Consider the following 15634-nt stretch of genomic DNA (forward strand, 5'->3'; position numbering starts at 1 on the left):
CTCCTGTCGAAGTTGCGAGGGATCAGACGCGCTTTATGGGGCGGCAGTCCGGCCGCCGCAACTGCTTCGCGCAGGCAGGGCGCGGGCCCGCCACCGTCCGCCCCACACGGGTGCCCATTCAGGCCGGGGCCGCGAGATCCGGCGGGGTGGCCTCGGCGGCCAGCCGGGCGATGGCCTCGGCCAGCGGCAGGCTCTCCTGCTCGCGGCCGGGCAACCGGCGCAGCACCAGGCTGCGCTCCTCGGCCTCCCGCCGCCCGACCACGGCGAGCACCGGCACCCTCTGCTCGATGTGGTCCACCACCTTGCGGTTGATCTTCTCGTTCCTGAGGTCGAGCACCGCCGCCACCCCGGCCTTCTGCAGCGCGGCCGCCGCCTCGCGCGCGAAGTCGGCCGCCTCGTCCACGATGGTCGCGACCACCACCTGCACCGGGGCGAGCCAGAGCGGGAAGCGCCCTGCATGCTGCTCGATCAGGATGCCGAGGAAGCGCTCGAAGGAACCCAGGATGGCTCGGTGCAGCATGACCGGGCGCCTGCGCGATCCGTCCTCGGCCACGTATTCGGCATCGAGCCGCTCGGGCAGCACGAAATCCACCTGCAGCGTGCCGCACTGCCAGTCGCGGCCGATGGCGTCGCGCAGCACGAATTCGAGCTTCGGGCCGTAGAAGGCGCCCTCCCCCGGGTTGAGCTCGTATTCCACGCCGGCGATGCGGCAGGCCTCCTTGAGCGCGCCCTCTGCCTGGTCCCAGACCTCGTCCGTGCCGGCGCGCTTCGCCGGCCGGTCGGAGAACTTCACGCGGAACTCCTCGAAGCCGAAATCGCGATAGATCGAGGAGAGCAGCGCGACGAAGCGCACCGTCTCCGAGGCGATCTGCTCCTCGGCGCAGAAGATGTGCGCGTCATCCTGGGTGAAGGCGCGCACCCGCATGATGCCGTGCAGCGCGCCCGAGGGCTCGTAGCGGTGGCAGGAGCCGAACTCGGCCATGCGCAGCGGCAGTTCGCGATAGGAGCGCAGGCCCTGGTTGAAGATCTGCACATGGCAGGGGCAGTTCATCGGCTTGAGCGCAAGGACGCGGTCCTTCTCGCCCTCGTCCTCCACCGTCGCGATGAACATGTTCTCGCGGAACTTCTCCCAGTGGCCCGAGGCCTCCCAGAGCTTGCGGTCCACGAGCTGCGGCGTCTTCACCTCCTGGTAGTCGGCGGCATCGAGGCGCCGGCGCATGTAGGCTTCCACCGTGCGGTAGAGGCGCCAGCCCTTCGGGTGCCAGAACACCGAGCCGACCGCCTCCTCCTGCAGGTGGAAGAGGCCCATCTCCCTGCCGATCTTGCGATGGTCGCGCTTCTCCGCCTCCTCCAGCTGATGGAGGTAGGCGTCGAGCTCCTTCTGGTCGCGCCAGGCGGTGCCGTAGATGCGGCTCAGCATGGCGTTGCGGTGGTCGCCCCGCCAATAGGCGCCGGCCACCTTCATCAGCTTGAAGGCCGTGCCGACATCGCCGGTGCCGCGCATGTGCGGCCCGCGGCAGAGATCCACCCACTCGCCCTGGCGGTAGAGCGTGATGGTCTCGCCGCGCGGCAGGTCGCGGATCAGCTCGACCTTGTATTTCTCGCCCTTGGCCTCGAACAGCGCCATCGCCTCGTGCCGGGTGGTGACGATGCGCTCGAAGGGCGCGTTGCGCGCGATGATCTCGCGCATGCGCGCCTCGATGGCCCCGAAGTCCTCGGGCGTGAAGGGCTCGTTGCGCGCGAAGTCGTAGTAGAAGCCGTTCTCGATCGCGGGCCCGATCGTCACCTGCGTCCCGGGGAACAGGTCCTGCACGGCTTCGGCCAGGACATGCGCGCAGTCATGGCGGATGAGCTCCAGCGCCTCCGGGTCCTTGCGGGTGATGAAGCGCACCGATGCGTCGGCCTCGATGCTGCGGGCGAGGTCCTGGATGGCCCCGTCCACCTCCATCGCCAGCGCCGCCTTGGCCAGCCCCGGCCCGATCGCGGCCGCGACCTGCGTGCCCGTGACCGGCCCGTCGAAGGAACGGACGGAACCATCGGGCAGGGTGATCGCAGGCATCGGGCAGGCATCTCCTGGGGGCGAAACCGGGCGCGGACCATGGGCACCGCGCCCTTCCGGGTCAAGTCAGGCGCGCGATGGCGGCATCCACCGCGCCGGGCTCCAGCCCGGCGAGGGGCACATGGCGCAGGAAGGAGGCGCGCTTTCCCCGCGGCGCGCAGAGGGCGGGGTCGCTGTCCTCCCCGAAGAGGGCGAGGGTCGGGCAGCCGCAGGCCGCGGCCAGATGCGTCGGCCCGGTGTCGTTGCCGACGCAGAAGGCGGCGCGGCGCGCGAGTGCCGCGATGTCGGCGAAGCCGGTCCGCCCGGTGACGTCCAGCGCGCGCGGCTCGGCCGCGGTGATGGCGGCGGCGATCGCCTTCTCCGCCGGCCCGCCGATGACCACGGCCGGCAGCGGCTGGAGCGCGGCGAGCGCGGCGAAGCGGTCCTCCGGCCAGCGTTTCCGAGGGCGGCCGGGGGAGGCGCCGGGCACCATCAGCCAGAACCGCTCCGGCAGGCCGAAGCGCGTCACGTCGGCATCGAGCCAGGCGAGGTCCGGCTCCGGGAAGTGCCGGATCCCCGCCATCTCGAGCTGCTCGCGCTGGCGCTCGACCGTGTGCATGGAATCGCGCGCGGGGTTGGCATGGGGATGCGACGCGCCGGCCGCGATGCCGGACCATTCCGCACGCCGCCCGACGAACCAGCGGTAGCGCGAGGAACGCGCGGAGGTCTGCAGGTCATAGACCCGGTCGAAGCGCGCCGCCCCGAGCCGGCGCGCGAGCCGCAGCACGGCCGGGATGTCGGTCCAGTCGGGCCGCCCGTCCTCCCACACCTCGTCGAACCAGGGCGCCATGCGCGCCAGCGGCGCATAGGGTCGCGTGGTCAGCAGCGTGATCCGCGCATCGGGATGATGCGCGCGGATCGCCGCGAAGGGCCCGAAGGCCTGCGCGAAATCCCCCAGCGCGGCGAGCTTGATGACCAGCACGCGCATCACAGCAGCTCGCGATAGACGGCAAGCGTCGCGGCCTGCATCCGCGCCGTGGTGTAGCCCGCGAGCACGGCGGCGCGGGCCCGCGCCCCGGCCGCCGCGCGCTCGGCCGCCGGCATGGCGAGGACGCGCCCGATGGCGGCGGCGAGCGCGGCTGCATCGCCGGGCGGCACGCGCCAGCCCGTGACACCGTCCTGCACCGTCTCGGTCGGGCCGCCGAGGTCGGATGCGATCACGCAGCGGCCCATGGCCTGCGCCTCGATCACCGTCCGCCCGAAGGCCTCGGCATCGGTCGAGGCATGGACGACGACATCGGCGAGCAGCAGCGCCGCCGGCATGTCCCGCGCGTGGCCGACGAGGCGCACGCGCCCTCCGAGGCCGAGCGCCGCGATGCGCGCGACAAGTTCATCACGGAAGGCCGGCCGCGCTTCCGCATCGCCCACCAGCAGGGCCAGCGCATCGCCCGGCAGGCGCGCCATGGCCTCGACCAGCACGCCCTGGCCTTTCCAGCGCGTCACGCGGCCCGGGAGCATCACCACCGGCCGCCCCTCCGGCACCGCCCAGGCCGCGCGCAGCGCCGCGACGCGCTCCGGCGCCACGGCGGCCGGGTCGAAGGCGCGCTCGTCCACGCCGCGCGGGATCACGCGCAGCCGGTCCTCGCCCACGCCATGCCGCTCGGCCACGAGCGCCGCGATGAAGCGGCTGATGGCGATGACGCGATCGCCCCGCGCCATCACCGAGTTGTAGAGCCGCTTGCCGGGAAAGCCCTCGTTGTAGGTGCCGTGATAGGTGGTGACGAAGCGAGCCCCCGTGCGCCGCGCGGCCAGCAGCGCCGACCAGGCCGGCGCGCGGGAGCGGGCGTGCAGGATGGTCACACCCTCCTCGCGCACCATCCGCTCCAGAGCGCGGGCATTGCGCCACAGCGCCAGCGGCGAACGCTCGGCGAGCGGCAGGCGCACATGGCGCGCGCCCAGCGCCTCGAGCGGCTCCACCAGTGGCCCGCCCGCGGATGCGACCAAGGCGCGGAACCCGGCGGCGACGATCGCCTCGGCGATCTCGAGCGTGCCGCGCTCCACCCCGCCCGAGACCAGCGCGGGCAGGACCTGCAGGATGGCGGGGGCGGCGGCGGGCGGGGTCACGGCGCGCGGGTCTTGCGCCGAAGCGGGCAGCGGCGCAAGTCATGGGCGCATGTCCAACTACTTCATCGCGATGCTCATGCTCTCGGCCGGGAGCTTCATCCATTCGCGCTCCACCGCGCCCGAAATGCGCCCGGCCACCCCCGCGGCGGACATCGCGTGGGAATGGCTCGCGCGCGCGGCCTTCATCGCCTGGATCGTGCTCATCGTCTGGGGCTTCGCGCGGCTGCACTGGTCGCAGCCGCTGGCCGGGCTGATCGGGTCGCTCGGCGTCAATGCGCTGCTCGGCCATGTCGGCCCGCTGCCGGCCTGGCCGCGCATCTCGGCCATCTTCTGCGCCGGCGGGCTGCTCGCCGCCGTCGCGACCATCGCCGGCTGAGCGCCCCGCCGCTCAGGCGCGGGGCGGCAGGTGCAGGGCCACGACCTCGCCCTGCTGGCCCTCGACGGCGGGGAATCGTTCCCGCACCGCCGGGTCGTGGCCGGGGATGACGCGGCTGTCGTCGCCGCCGGCCAGCCGCTTGGCCGTGCGCCAGCCCGCCGCCATGGCGCCCAGGTCGAAGATGATCGGGAAGGGGTTCCCGCTCAGCGCATTGGCGTAGAAATGCATGGCGTCGGACGCGAGCACCACCGGCCCGCGCGCCGTCTCCACGCGCACCACCTGCAGCCCGTCGGAATGGCCGCCGACGCGATGCACCGTGACGCCGGGCGCGACCTCGGCATCGCCGTCATGGAACTCGACGCGATCGGCATAGAGGGCGCGGACCATCGCGACCACATGCTCGGCCTCGAAGGGCATGCGGATGGCATGCACGCACATGTGCCGGCCGACGGCGAAGTGCATCTCCCGCTCCTGGAGGTGGAAGCGGGCCTTGGGGAAGATGCCGAGGCTGCCGGCATGGTCGTAGTGCAGGTGGGTGATGATCACGTCCTGCACCGTCGCGGGGTCCGTGCCCATGGCGGATAGGCAGTCGCCCACCGCGCGCGACAGCCTGCGCCCGCGCTTCGCCGCCAGTTCGGCATCGAAGCCGGTGTCCACCACGATCTCCCGCCCGCCGGGCCCGCGCAGCAGCCAGACATAGTAGTCGAGCGGCATCGCCTCGTGCGGGTCGGGCAGCGGCAGCAGGTGGTTGGCCTGCGCCGTGCGCTCGTGCCGCCCGTAGCGGATGGCATAGGCTTCCCAGGTCATGTCTCGACATTGCCTCCCAGAACGGTGCCGGAGATCTGCTCCGACAGTTTCGCCACCGCCGTATGGTCCGCGCCGGGCCCCAGCATCGCCGCCGCCGCCGCCCACATCTCGCGGCACAGCGCGGCGAAGGGTGTCGGCGTCGCCGTCTCGCGCCCCACTTCGAGCGCGATGGAGAGGTCCTTGACCATCAGGTCGAGGCCGAAGCCCGCGTCGAAGCGGCGGGACAGCACGTATTCCTTGAACTTCTTCTGCGTCGAGTTGTTCATCCCCGTGCTGGCGTTCAGCACGTCCACCATCTTCGCGGGGTCGAGCCCGAAACGCTGGCCGATCAGCAGCGCCTCGATGCCGATCAGATAGCCACCGGCGGAGACGAGGTTGTTCAGCGCCTTCATCGCCTGCCCCGCGCCGATCGGGCCGCAGCGATGGATGGAGGTACCCATGGCCTTGAGCACGGGCTCGGCGCGGTCGAGATCCGCATCCGCGCCCCCGGCCATGATGGCGAGCTGCCCGGTCCTTGCGCGCGGCACGCCACCCGAGACGGGGCAGTCCACCATCGCCACCCCCCTGGCCGCCAGCGCCGACGCGATCTCCCGCGTGCGGCCCGGCTGGCCCGAGGTCATGTCGATCACCAGCATTCCCGGCGCGAGCGACGGCGCGATGGCCTCCATCGCCTCGGCCACCTGTTTGCTGGTGGGGACGATGGTGACGACGCACTCCGCCCCGGCGGCGGCCTCGGCCGGCGTGGCGGCGGCCTTGGCGCCGGTCTCGGCCGCGAAGGCCTCGGCCCGGCCGGGGACCACGTCGGCGACCGTGACCGTGAAGCCCGCCTTCACGAGATTGGCCGCCATCGGCCAGCCCATGTTGCCGATGCCGAGGAAGGCGACGCGCTTGATCGGCGCGGACATCACTTCTTCCCCGGCAGCGCGCCCTCGGCCACCAGCACCTCATGCGCCGCCTTGAAGGCATCGAGCCCGGCGGGGATGCCGCAATAGGCCGTGGCGTGCAGCAGCGTCGCCTTGATCTCGTCCACGGTGATGCCGTTGTTCAGCGCGCCCTTCACATGCAGCTTCACCTCCGGGATCTTGCCCAGCGCGGTCAGCATGGCGAGGTTCAGCAGCGAGCGCGTCCTGCGGTCCAGCGTCGGTTCGCCCCAGGCCCAGCCCCAGGCCCAGGCGGTGGTGGCGCGCTGGAAGGCCATCATGAAGTCGTCGGCCTTGGCCATGGAGCCGTCCACATACTCGGCGCCCAGCACCGCGCGGCGGATGGGCAGGCCCTTGTCGAACAGTGCCTGGTCGTCGGACATCGTGCGTTCCTCCATCGGGGATATGTTGCTTCACGCTGACCCGTCGCGGGGGCATGGTCAACCGGGGCGACGGCGCCGCGCGGCCATGCGATGCTGCGCCGGGAGACAACGCGCGCATGTTCTTCGAAGGCTTCACGCTCGAGTTCCGCGAGGCCGCCGGCAAGCGCTTCCGCCTGCGGCGCGGCGGCGAGGGCCCGCCCCTGCTGCTCCTTCACGGCAACCCGCAGACCCACGCCATGTGGCACAGGGTGGCCCCGGCCCTGGCGCGGCGCTTCGCCGTCATCTGCCCGGACCTCACCGGCTACGGCTTCTCCGCCAAGCCGGCGGTGAGCGAGGACCACGCCCCCTACGCCAAGCGGGCCATGGCGGCGGACATGGTCGCGCTGATGGCCTCGCTCGGCCATGCGCGCTTCCAGGTGGTGGCGCATGACCGCGGGGCGCGCGTCGCCCACCGCATGGCGCTCGACCACCCTGAGGCCGTGGAGCGGCTCTGCACCATGGACATCGTCCCCACGCTCGAGCATTTCGAGCGCGCCGACATGGCCTTCGGCCTGGGCTACTGGCACTGGTTCTTCCTCGCCCAGCGCCATCCGGGGCCCGAGCGCATGATCCGCGCCGACCTCGAGGGCTGGTTCGACTTCCACACCTCGCGCGAGCCCAAGCCCCCCGGCTTCTTCCATCCCGAGGCGCGGGCCGACTACCTGGCCGCGCTGCGCCAGCCCGGCACCATCGAGGCGATGTGCGAGGATTACCGCGCCGCGGCGGGCATCGACCTCGCGGATGACCGCGCCTCGCGCGATGCGGGGCAGCGCATCGGCTGCCCGCTGCTCGTCTTGTGGGGGGCGAAGGGCAGCATCCCGAAATGGTACGACGCGATGGCGGTCTGGCGGCGCTACGCGGCCGGCCCGCTGGAGGGCGCGGCCGTGGCCTCGGGCCATTACCTCGCGGAGGAAGCGCCGGCGGAGGTGCTGGCGCGGCTCGAGGGCTTCCTGCGCGCCTGAGCGGTCAAGCGAGCCCCAGCGCGACGGGATCCACAACCCAGGGCAGGTCGGTATCCTCCGTGCGCGCGCCCGCGGCGGTGATGAGCGCATGCGCCTGGCCGCGATGATGTGTCTGGTGGTTGAAGAAATGCGCGACGCAGATCCAGAGCGGCAGCGTCGTCTCGCGCTGGGCGACCGCGGAGAACCAGGTGAGCGGCGCGGCAAGGCGCGCGGGCGTCAGCCCCCCGGCCCAGGCCTCGATCCGCGCATCGGCCGCGGTGCGCGCCTGCCTCAGCGCCGTCCAGTCCTCGACCATGCGCGCGCTGTCCTTGATGCCGACGGGCGGCTTCTCCCAACCGTCGAAGCGGCTCATCCAGAGCGTGTCGCCCCACAGCAGGTGCGAGAGCGTGCCGTGCAGCGAGCCCCAGAAGGCGCCGCGATCCGCGCGCCGCACGGCGTCGTCTAGCGTCTCCGCCGCGGCGTAGATCCGCCGGTTCATCTCGCTGTTGTAGGCCGCCATCATGCGGCACCAGTCGGGGCTGATCATGCTCGGCCTCCGCGCCCGTCAGAGCGCCTTCCAGAAGAACACCGTCTCCTGCGGCTGGCGCGCCCCGTCCAGTTCGAAGCCGGGGATGCCGCCGAGCTCGGTCCAGCCCTCGCTGCGATAGAGCGCCTCCGCCGCGCTGCCGCGGCGCGTGTCGAGCATCGCGAGCCGCCGCCCATGCGCGCGCGCGGCCTGCTCGGCGCGGCGCAGCAGCGCGCGGCCGATGCCCGCGCGCCGCGCGGCCGGGTCCACCATCAGCTTCTGGATGCCCGCGACATGCGGCTGGTTCTCCGCGGCGACGAGGTCGAGCGTCACGGTCCCCGCGAGCCTGCCATCGAGCCAGGCGGCGAGCACCACGCGGCTGCCCGCCGCCACCGCCGCCGAGGCGCCCTTCCAGAAGGCCAGCGCGCGCTCGCGCGGCAGCGGCGGGAGGAACTCCAGCGAGGCGCCCTCGGCCACGCAGGCGATCAGGATCTCGGCGAGCCGCCGCTCCGCGCTCGCCGCCGCGGCGGCGTCCAGCGCCTCCACCACCAGCCCGCGCGCGGGCTTGGCGTAGCGGAACTCCAGCGAATGCGAGATGTCGTCGAGGATGCGGATCGAGCCCTGCCGGACATAGCCGTGCTTCTCGTAGAAGCCGTGCGCCCGGGTGAAGCGCGTGTCGGTCCAGAGCACCATCCGCTCGGCGCCGGCCTCGCGCGCATGGCCTTCGGCGGCCCCGAGCAGCGCCGCCGCAAGCCCCTCCCCGCGCGCCGCGGCGTCCACATACATGCGGCAGATCTCCCAGGCCGCGTCCTCCTTCAGCGGGCGGGTGCCGACCATGCCGATCACGCGCCCCTCCCGCTCCGCGGCCCAGAGCATCCCGCCCTGCTCGCGGAACCAGGTCGCGAGCGCGCGCAGCTCCGGCACCTCGCCATCCACGTCGAGGATGCAGCCGGGATACTCCGCCCAGCAGGCGCCGATCAGGGCGATGAAGCCCTCGGCGTCGGTGTCCCTGCCCTCCCGGATCACGCGAGTTCCCGGCAGAACTCCTGGATGCGCGAGCAGGCTTCGCGCAGGCTCTCCATGTCAGTGGCGTAGGAGATGCGCAGATAGGGCGACATGCCGTAGGCGGCGCCCTGCACCGCGGCGACGTGCTTCTCCTCGAGCAGCGCCAGGGCGAAGTCGGTGTCGGTCTCGAGCTTCCTGCCCCCCTTGGTCGTCTTGCCAAGGCAGCCCGCGATGTTGGGGAAGACGTAGAAGGCGCCTTCGGGCTTGTGGCAGGCGATGCCCGGCGCCTGGTTCAGCATCTCCACCACCATGTCGCGGCGGCGGCGGTATTCCTCGGCGCGCTCGCGCACCAGGTCCTGCGGCCCGTCCAGCGCCGCCGCCGCGGCGGCCTGGCTGATGGTCGAGATGCCCGAGGTCGCCTGGCCCTGCATGTTCACCATGGCCTTGATCAGCTCCTTCGGCCCGCCGCAGAAGCCGACGCGCCAGCCGGTCATGGCGTAGGTCTTGGAGGCGCCGTTGACCGTGAGGGTGCGGTCCTTCAGCGCGGGCTCGACCTCGGCGATGGTGCAGAACTCGAAGCCGTCATAGACGAGGTGCTCGTACATGTCGTCGGTCATCACCCAGACATGCGGGTGCTTCTTCAGCACCTCCGCGATCGCCTTCATCTCGGCGCGCGAGCATGCCGCGCCGGTCGGGTTGTTGGGGAAGTTCAGCATCACCCACTTGGTGCGCGGCGTGATGGCGGCGTCGAGGTCCTCGGGGCGCAGCTTGAAGCCGTTGTTCTGCGGGCAGTTCACGAGCACCGGCCTGCCGCCCGCAACCTTCGCCATGTCGGCATAGGAGATCCAGTAGGGCGCGGGGATCACCACCTCGTCGCCGGGGTCCACCGTCGCCATCAGCGCGTTGTAGATGCACTGCTTGCCGCCATTGGCGACCATGATCTCGTCCAGCGCGTAGTCGAGGTTGTTGTCGCGCTTGAACTTGCGCTGCACCGCCTCCTTCAGCGCCTTGGTGCCGTCCTGCGGCGGATACTTGGTGTCGCCCGCGAGCGCGGCCTTGTGCGCGGCCTCGATCGCGTGCATCGGCGTCGGGAAGTCGGGCTCGCCGGAGGCGAGGCTGATCACCTTGATCCCCTTCGCCGCGAGCTCGCGCCCCTTCATCGTCATCACGACGGAGGCGGAAATGGAGACTTCCTTCAGTCGGGCGGCGAGGGCGGGCATCGGCGTCTCTGTCCTTGCAGGCGGAAAGGCCCGGACCCTAGAGCAATATCCGGCGGGGTGGAATTGCCCCCCGTCGGCCATGCCGCGCGCCGCGCGTCAGGCCGCCTTCGCGCCGCGCCGCGTCCGCTCGCTCTCGGTCTTGAGCTGCCCGCAGGCCGCCAGGATGTCGCGCCCGCGCGGGCGGCGGATGGGGCTCGAATAGCCCGCATCGTTCACGATGGCCGCGAAGCGCCTGATCGCCTCGCTGGTCGAGGTCCTGTAGGCGCTGCCGGGCCAGGGGTTGAACGGGATCAGGTTCACCTTGGCCGGGATGCCGCGCAGAAGGCGCACGAGTTCGCGCGCATCGGCCTCGGAATCGTTCACCCCGCGCAGCATGACGTATTCGAAGGTGATGCGCCGCGCATTCGACGCGCCGGGGTAGCGCCGGCAGGCGGCCAGCAGCTCCTCGATCGGGTATTTGCGGTTCAGCGGCACGATCTCGTCGCGCAACTCGTTGGTCACCGCATGCAGCGAAACGGCCAGACCCACGCCGAGCTCGGCCCCGCAGCGGTCCATCATCGGCACCACGCCCGAGGTCGAGAGCGTGATGCGCCGGCGGCTCAGCCCGATGCCCTCGTGGTCCATCACGATGCGCAGCGCCTTCGCCACGTTCTCGTAGTTGTAAAGCGGCTCGCCCATGCCCATGACGACGATGTTCGAGAGCAGCCGCGGCGCGCCGTCCTTGGGCGAGGGCCATTCGCCGTAGGAATCCCGCGCCGCCATGAACTGGCCCACGATCTCCGCCGCGCCGAGGTTGCGCACCAGCTTCTGCGTGCCGGTGTGGCAGAAGGTGCAGGAGAGCGTGCAGCCCACCTGCGTGCTGATGCACACCGCGCCGCGGTCCTCCTCGGGCGAGGGGATGTAGACCGTCTCGACCCGCTGGGCGTCGCGGAAGGCGAAGACCCATTTGCGCGTGCCGTCGGCGCTGTCCTGCTGCGTCGCGACCTCCGGCCGGCCGACCACAAAGCGTTCGGCGAGCTTCGCCTGCATCGGCTTCGCGATGGTGGTCATCTTCGCGAAATCGGTCTCGCCCTGGTGGTAGATCCAGTGCCAGAGCTGTTTCGCGCGGAAGGGCTTCTCCCCGATCGCGGCCATCTCGGCCGCGAGTTCCTCGCGCGAGAGCCCGACGAGGTCGCGCCGCCCGTCCGGCAGTGTCGCCGGCGGCGGGGCGAAGAGGGCGGCCTTGGCGAGGATGCGCGCCCGTTCCGCCTCGGCCAGCCCGTCCGTGGCGGGGGGCGTGCTCATCGCCGCCCCGCCGGGCATTCCTGGCTGATCGCCTCGTAGGCCGCGGAGAAGCCGGACAGGCTGAAGGTGTCCGTCGCGGTGCCCCGGCCGCCGGCGCGCGGCCCGCGCGCGGTCGCCGTCAGCCCGCCGCGGAAGGCCGCGACCGCCGCCCGCCCGTCGCGGGCGAAGGCGGAATTGCCGCCCGTGTAGAAGGGGATCTGCGTCTGCCCCACCGCGACCGTGACGGCGGCATTGCGCGGATAGGCATAGCCCGCGCTCAGCGCCACCTGGTCGCGCCCGTTCACCCGGTGCGTCACGGTCAGGATCACGCCCTCCCGCGCCGGGTCGGTGCGCGTCGCGCGGGTGAAGGCGTAGCAGACCTTCTGGCCGCCCTCCTGATGCACCGCCGCGGTCCAGGCCTGGAAATCGCCAAGCCGCCTCGGCTGCTGCTGTTGCTGCGGCTGGGTCTGCGCCGCGCCCCCGCGCTGCTGCGCCAGGGCGGGAATCGCAACCAGGGCCGCAAGGGCCGTAAGCATGAGAACGGATCGCATGCACCCCTAGATACGAAGCCCTGCCGCCGCGGGCAACCGCGGCGCTCTGGCCCGGCACGCCGTCCCGGCGTAACAGGCGGGCCATGACCGACGCCGCCGATGCCGCCCTCGCCGCGCAATACGAGGCCTTCCCCTACCCGAAGCGGGACCCGCGGGACGAGGCGAAGCGGCTCGTCGTCGGCAGCCCCTCTCATCTGCGGGAGGTGGACCACTGGATCTTCGGCGCCCGCCGCCCGGCCGCGCGCCCTCTCTCGGCCCTGATGGCCGGCGGCGGCTCCGGGGACGGGACGGTGATGCTCGCCCAGCAGATGGCCTGGGCGGGGCGCGAGGGCTCGGTCACCTGGCTCGACCGCTCCGCCGCCGCGCGCCGGGTGGCGGAGGCGCGGGTGGCCGCGCGGTCTCTCGGCAACGTCATCTTCGCCGAGGCCTCCATCCTCGACCTGCCCGGCAGCGGGCTCGGTCCCTTCGACTACGTGGATTGCTGCGGGGTGCTGCACCACATGCCCGACCCGCTGGCGGGGCTGCGCGCGCTCGTCTCGGTGCTGGCGCCGGGTGGCGGGATCGGGCTGATGGTCTATGCCCCGCACGGCCGGACAGGGGTCTACATGCTGCAGGACGCGCTGCGGCTGATCGCCCCGCCGGACCGCCCGCCCGCCGAGCGCGTCGAGATCGCCAAACGCCTCTGGCGCCAGACGCCCGAGACCGCCTGGCTGCGCCGCAACCCCTGGATCACCGACCACATCCAGGGCGGCGACGCCGGCATCTACGACCTGCTGCTGAACCCCCGGGACGTCGCCTTCACGGTGCCGCAGCTCGCCGCGCTGCTCGACGCCGCCGGGCTCGAGTTCCGCTGCCTGGTCGAGCCGCTGCGCTACGACCCCGACGCCTTCCTCACCGATCCGCGGCTGCGCGAACGCACCGCCCTGCTCGACCCCGTGGCCCGCGCGGCGCTCGCCGAGGCCGCGTCCGGCAACATGGGCATCCACATCGCCTATTGCGTGCGCAAGGGCGAAGCACCCCCCGCCCCGCCCTGGGACGACCCCGCCGCCGTCCCGGTGCTGCGCGAGCTCGACGGCGCGAAACTCGCCCGCCAGATCGGCGGCGACGGCGTGCTGCGCGTGGGCTTCGACGGGCTGACCGTGCCGGTCGCCCTGCCCCGGCTCGCCCAGGCGATCCTCGCGCGCGTGGACGGGCGGCGCAGCATCGGCGCGATCGGCGACGAACTCGCCGCCAACGGCGTCTCGCGCGAGGCCTTCGCGCGGGACTTCGCGGCGCTCGCGCGCGCGCTCGAAGCGGTGAACCGGATGCTGCTCGCCGCGCCATAGCGAGGGTGTTCCTCCGGCGCGCAGGGTGCGCGCAGCGCCGATCGTTGCGCTCGATGCAAGGCTGCTGCGCGCCGTGGGCGATCCGTCCTAGGCTGCGGCCTCGCCGAACCATGGCCGGAGGAAACGAGGATGATCACGCGACGCCTGCTCGCCGGCGGCGCCGGCGCCCTGCTCGCCGCGCCGCTTGCGCGCGCCCAGGGCTCCTGGCCCGACCGCCCGATCCGCTTCGTCATCGGCGGGGCCGCGGGGGGCGTGTCGGACATCTTCCTGCGCATGATGGAGAACCGCCTGCGCGAGCGCCTGGGCCAGCCCCTCGTCATCGAGCCCCGCCCCGGCGCGGGCGGCATGGTGGGGGCGGAGGTGACGGCGCGCGCCGCGCCCGATGGCTACACCTACTACGTGAACCACATCGCCTCGCACGGCATCGGGCCGACGCTCTACCGCCGCCTCTCCTTCGACCCGCTGCGCGACCTGCCGGGCGTGGCGCGCATCGCCGCCCTGCCCAATGTCCTGATCGTCAAGGGCGACGGGCCGATCCGCAGCGTCGCGGATCTGGTCGCCTTCTGCCGCGCCAATCCGGCGCGCGCGAACTTCTCCTCCGCCGGGTCGGGCACCTCCTCGCATCTCTCCGGCCTGCTGTTCGGCATGCGCATGGGCATCGAGGTGACGCATGTGCCCTATCGCGGCACCGCGCCCTCCATGGCGGCGGTGCTGAACGGCGAGACGCTCTTCGCCATCGACAACGCGCCGGCCTCGCGCCAGCAGGTGCTGGCGGGGATGCTGCGCGCGCTCGGCGTCTCGACCGCGCGGCGGGCGAGCACCATGCCGGAAGTGCCGACGCTGCAGGAACAGGGCGTGCCGGATTTCGACGTCGCCTCCTGGTACGGCATCGCCGCGCCCGCGGGCGTGCCGCAGCCGATCCGCGAGCGCCTGGGCGCGGAGTTCGTCGCCGCGCTCGAGGATCCGGCCATCGCCCAGCGCATCCGCGACTACGGCGCCGAGCCCTGGCCGCTCGGCCCCGGGCCCTTCAACGCCTTCATGCGGGAGGAGGTGGCGAAATGGGCCCCGGTGGTGCGCGCCTCCGGGGCGCAGATCGACTGATGCCGCACGGGCGCAGGAACACCCTTCGCCCTCCTGGCATCAGAACATGCCGATCGCCATCCCGGCCGCGAGCGTCGCGCCGAGTTCCTCGCAGCGCGCCACATCCTCCGCGCCGAGTATCTTGGGCGCGAGGATCGCCACCGGCGTCTGCGCATGCGTGCAGACGATCAGCGGCGGCGCCACGGTTCGCAGCCGCCAGCCCGTCGCGATGCGCGCCATCTGCCGCGCGGCGTTCTGCCCGTCGCTGCCGGCGCAGACCATGATGGCGCAGGCCCGCCCCTCGATCCGGCCGAGCGCGGCGTAGTAGGTGCGGTCGAAGAAGTCCTTCATCATGCCCGCGATCGCAGCGAGGTTCTCGGGTGCTGCGAAGACGTAGCCATCCGCGGCGAGGAGATCCTCCGCCCCGGCCGACGCCGCGGGCTTCAGGCGCACCGCCACCCCCTGCCCCCCAGCGCCGCGCGCCGCGGCCTCGGCCATGGCGCGCGTGCCGCCGGTCATGGAATGGAACACGATCAGCAGCGTCTTCGTCATCGCGCCCTCCCGCGCCTACAGTCGCACGGACGCAGAAGGGAGCGAACCACATGACCGACGAGACCGCGCACGAGGCGCTGCGCGCCACCGGCCGCCAAGCGATGCGCGAGGTGCTGGGCGAGGCCTACATGGCCAGGCGCGACGCCAGCACAACGCCGCTGAACCAGGCGCTGCGGCATTTGTCCGAGGAGTTCCCCTACGCCTCCCTCTGGACGCGCGGGACGCTGACGCGGCGCGAGCGTTCCATGGTGACGATCGGCATGCTGGTGGCGCTCAGCCAGCATCACGAACTCCGCGGCCACCTCGTCGGCGCGCTGAACAACGGCTGCACGCCGGAGGAGATCGCCGAGGTCATCACCCATGCCTGCGCCTATGCCGGCTTCCCCGCCGCCATCGCAGCGATGCGCACGGCCGAGGAGGTGCTGCGCGAAGCCGGCGCCGGCTAAGGGTGTCCGAAGGCCCCCTGCCTCGGGCGGGGTCAGGC

Annotated in this window: 17 protein-coding genes; 5 read left to right on the forward strand and 12 right to left on the reverse strand. The window is 72.4% G+C overall.

The window, feature by feature from the left end; translation table 11 throughout:
- Positions 1-118: 118 nt before the first annotated feature.
- The 3 genes from thrS to FHS88_RS10500 all read right to left on the reverse strand — a co-directional run bounded on the left by thrS (position 119) and on the right by FHS88_RS10500 (position 4162).
- Positions 119-2059, reverse strand: a complete 1941-nt coding sequence (thrS, locus tag FHS88_RS10490) for a threonine--tRNA ligase (RefSeq protein WP_184484317.1) — start codon at positions 2057-2059, stop codon at positions 119-121.
- A 61-nt stretch (positions 2060-2120) separates the two neighbouring features.
- Positions 2121-3026: a glycosyltransferase family 9 protein gene (locus FHS88_RS10495; protein ID WP_184484319.1), complete on the reverse strand. Its 906-nt coding sequence runs from the start codon at positions 3024-3026 to the stop codon at positions 2121-2123.
- Positions 3026-4162 carry a glycosyltransferase gene (locus FHS88_RS10500; RefSeq protein WP_184484321.1) on the reverse strand — a complete coding sequence of 379 codons (1137 nt, stop codon included), beginning with the start codon at positions 4160-4162 and terminating at the stop codon, positions 3026-3028. Before FHS88_RS10500 ends, FHS88_RS10495 begins: the two co-directional genes overlap by 1 nt.
- Positions 4163-4211: 49 nt before the next feature.
- On the opposite strand from FHS88_RS10500, the gene FHS88_RS10505 reads away from it, so the two are divergent.
- On the forward strand, positions 4212-4538 hold the full coding sequence (locus tag FHS88_RS10505) for a multidrug DMT transporter permease (RefSeq protein ID WP_184484323.1): 327 nt from the start codon (positions 4212-4214) through the stop codon (positions 4536-4538).
- A gap of 12 nt (positions 4539-4550) precedes the next feature.
- On the opposite strand, the gene FHS88_RS10510 is transcribed toward FHS88_RS10505, so the two are convergent.
- The 3 genes from FHS88_RS10510 to FHS88_RS10520 are packed head-to-tail and all read right to left on the reverse strand — an operon-like array spanning position 4551 to position 6663.
- Positions 4551-5345, reverse strand: a complete 795-nt coding sequence (locus FHS88_RS10510) for an N-acyl homoserine lactonase family protein (protein ID WP_184484325.1) — start codon at positions 5343-5345, stop codon at positions 4551-4553.
- A complete protein-coding gene (locus FHS88_RS10515) occupies positions 5342-6250 on the reverse strand; it encodes an NAD(P)-dependent oxidoreductase (RefSeq protein ID WP_184484327.1) in 909 nt (302 codons plus the stop codon). Before FHS88_RS10515 ends, FHS88_RS10510 begins: the two co-directional genes overlap by 4 nt.
- A complete protein-coding gene (locus tag FHS88_RS10520; protein ID WP_246419793.1) occupies positions 6250-6663 on the reverse strand; it encodes a carboxymuconolactone decarboxylase family protein in 414 nt (137 codons plus the stop codon). The genes FHS88_RS10515 and FHS88_RS10520 overlap by 1 nt, the downstream gene beginning before the upstream one ends.
- Positions 6664-6764: 101 nt before the next feature.
- Here FHS88_RS10520 and FHS88_RS10525 point away from each other — a divergent pair, with 101 nt between their 5' ends.
- Positions 6765-7649: an alpha/beta fold hydrolase gene (locus FHS88_RS10525; RefSeq protein WP_184484329.1), complete on the forward strand. Its 885-nt coding sequence runs from the start codon at positions 6765-6767 to the stop codon at positions 7647-7649.
- 4 nt (positions 7650-7653) lie between these two features.
- Here the strand turns inward: FHS88_RS10525 and FHS88_RS10530 are convergent, their stop codons facing one another.
- The 5 genes from FHS88_RS10530 to FHS88_RS10550 form a co-directional block, all read right to left on the reverse strand.
- Complete coding sequence (locus FHS88_RS10530; protein ID WP_184484330.1) at positions 7654-8175, reverse strand: DinB family protein; 522 nt, start codon at positions 8173-8175, stop codon at positions 7654-7656.
- 18 nt (positions 8176-8193) lie between these two features.
- The gene (locus FHS88_RS10535; protein ID WP_338146523.1) at positions 8194-9180 is read right to left on the reverse strand and encodes a GNAT family N-acetyltransferase; all 987 of its coding nucleotides are present in this window, start codon (positions 9178-9180) and stop codon (positions 8194-8196) included.
- Complete coding sequence (locus FHS88_RS10540; RefSeq protein ID WP_184484332.1) at positions 9177-10379, reverse strand: pyridoxal phosphate-dependent aminotransferase; 1203 nt, start codon at positions 10377-10379, stop codon at positions 9177-9179. The genes FHS88_RS10535 and FHS88_RS10540 overlap by 4 nt, the downstream gene beginning before the upstream one ends.
- A gap of 96 nt (positions 10380-10475) precedes the next feature.
- On the reverse strand, positions 10476-11663 hold the full coding sequence (rlmN, locus tag FHS88_RS10545) for a 23S rRNA (adenine(2503)-C(2))-methyltransferase RlmN (protein ID WP_246419794.1): 1188 nt from the start codon (positions 11661-11663) through the stop codon (positions 10476-10478).
- Positions 11660-12178: an invasion associated locus B family protein gene (locus FHS88_RS10550; protein ID WP_184484336.1), complete on the reverse strand. Its 519-nt coding sequence runs from the start codon at positions 12176-12178 to the stop codon at positions 11660-11662. Before FHS88_RS10550 ends, rlmN begins: the two co-directional genes overlap by 4 nt.
- Positions 12179-12276: 98 nt before the next feature.
- Between FHS88_RS10550 and FHS88_RS10555 the strand changes: the two genes are divergently transcribed.
- Both FHS88_RS10555 and FHS88_RS10560 read left to right on the forward strand, forming a co-directional pair.
- Positions 12277-13518: a class I SAM-dependent methyltransferase gene (locus tag FHS88_RS10555; RefSeq protein ID WP_184484338.1), complete on the forward strand. Its 1242-nt coding sequence runs from the start codon at positions 12277-12279 to the stop codon at positions 13516-13518.
- A 129-nt stretch (positions 13519-13647) separates the two neighbouring features.
- The gene (locus FHS88_RS10560; protein WP_184484340.1) at positions 13648-14619 is read left to right on the forward strand and encodes a Bug family tripartite tricarboxylate transporter substrate binding protein; all 972 of its coding nucleotides are present in this window, start codon (positions 13648-13650) and stop codon (positions 14617-14619) included.
- Positions 14620-14658: 39 nt separating this feature from the next.
- Here the strand turns inward: FHS88_RS10560 and FHS88_RS10565 are convergent, their stop codons facing one another.
- Positions 14659-15150 (reverse strand): flavodoxin family protein, encoded by a 492-nt coding sequence (locus tag FHS88_RS10565; RefSeq protein WP_184484342.1) that lies wholly within the window; start codon positions 15148-15150, stop codon positions 14659-14661.
- A gap of 50 nt (positions 15151-15200) precedes the next feature.
- Between FHS88_RS10565 and FHS88_RS10570 the strand changes: the two genes are divergently transcribed.
- Positions 15201-15596 (forward strand): carboxymuconolactone decarboxylase family protein, encoded by a 396-nt coding sequence (locus FHS88_RS10570; protein WP_184484344.1) that lies wholly within the window; start codon positions 15201-15203, stop codon positions 15594-15596.
- Positions 15597-15634 lie beyond the last annotated feature (38 nt).

The sequence above is a fragment of the Neoroseomonas alkaliterrae genome (assembly GCF_014199195.1).
Lineage (GTDB): Bacteria > Pseudomonadota > Alphaproteobacteria > Acetobacterales > Acetobacteraceae > Neoroseomonas > Neoroseomonas alkaliterrae.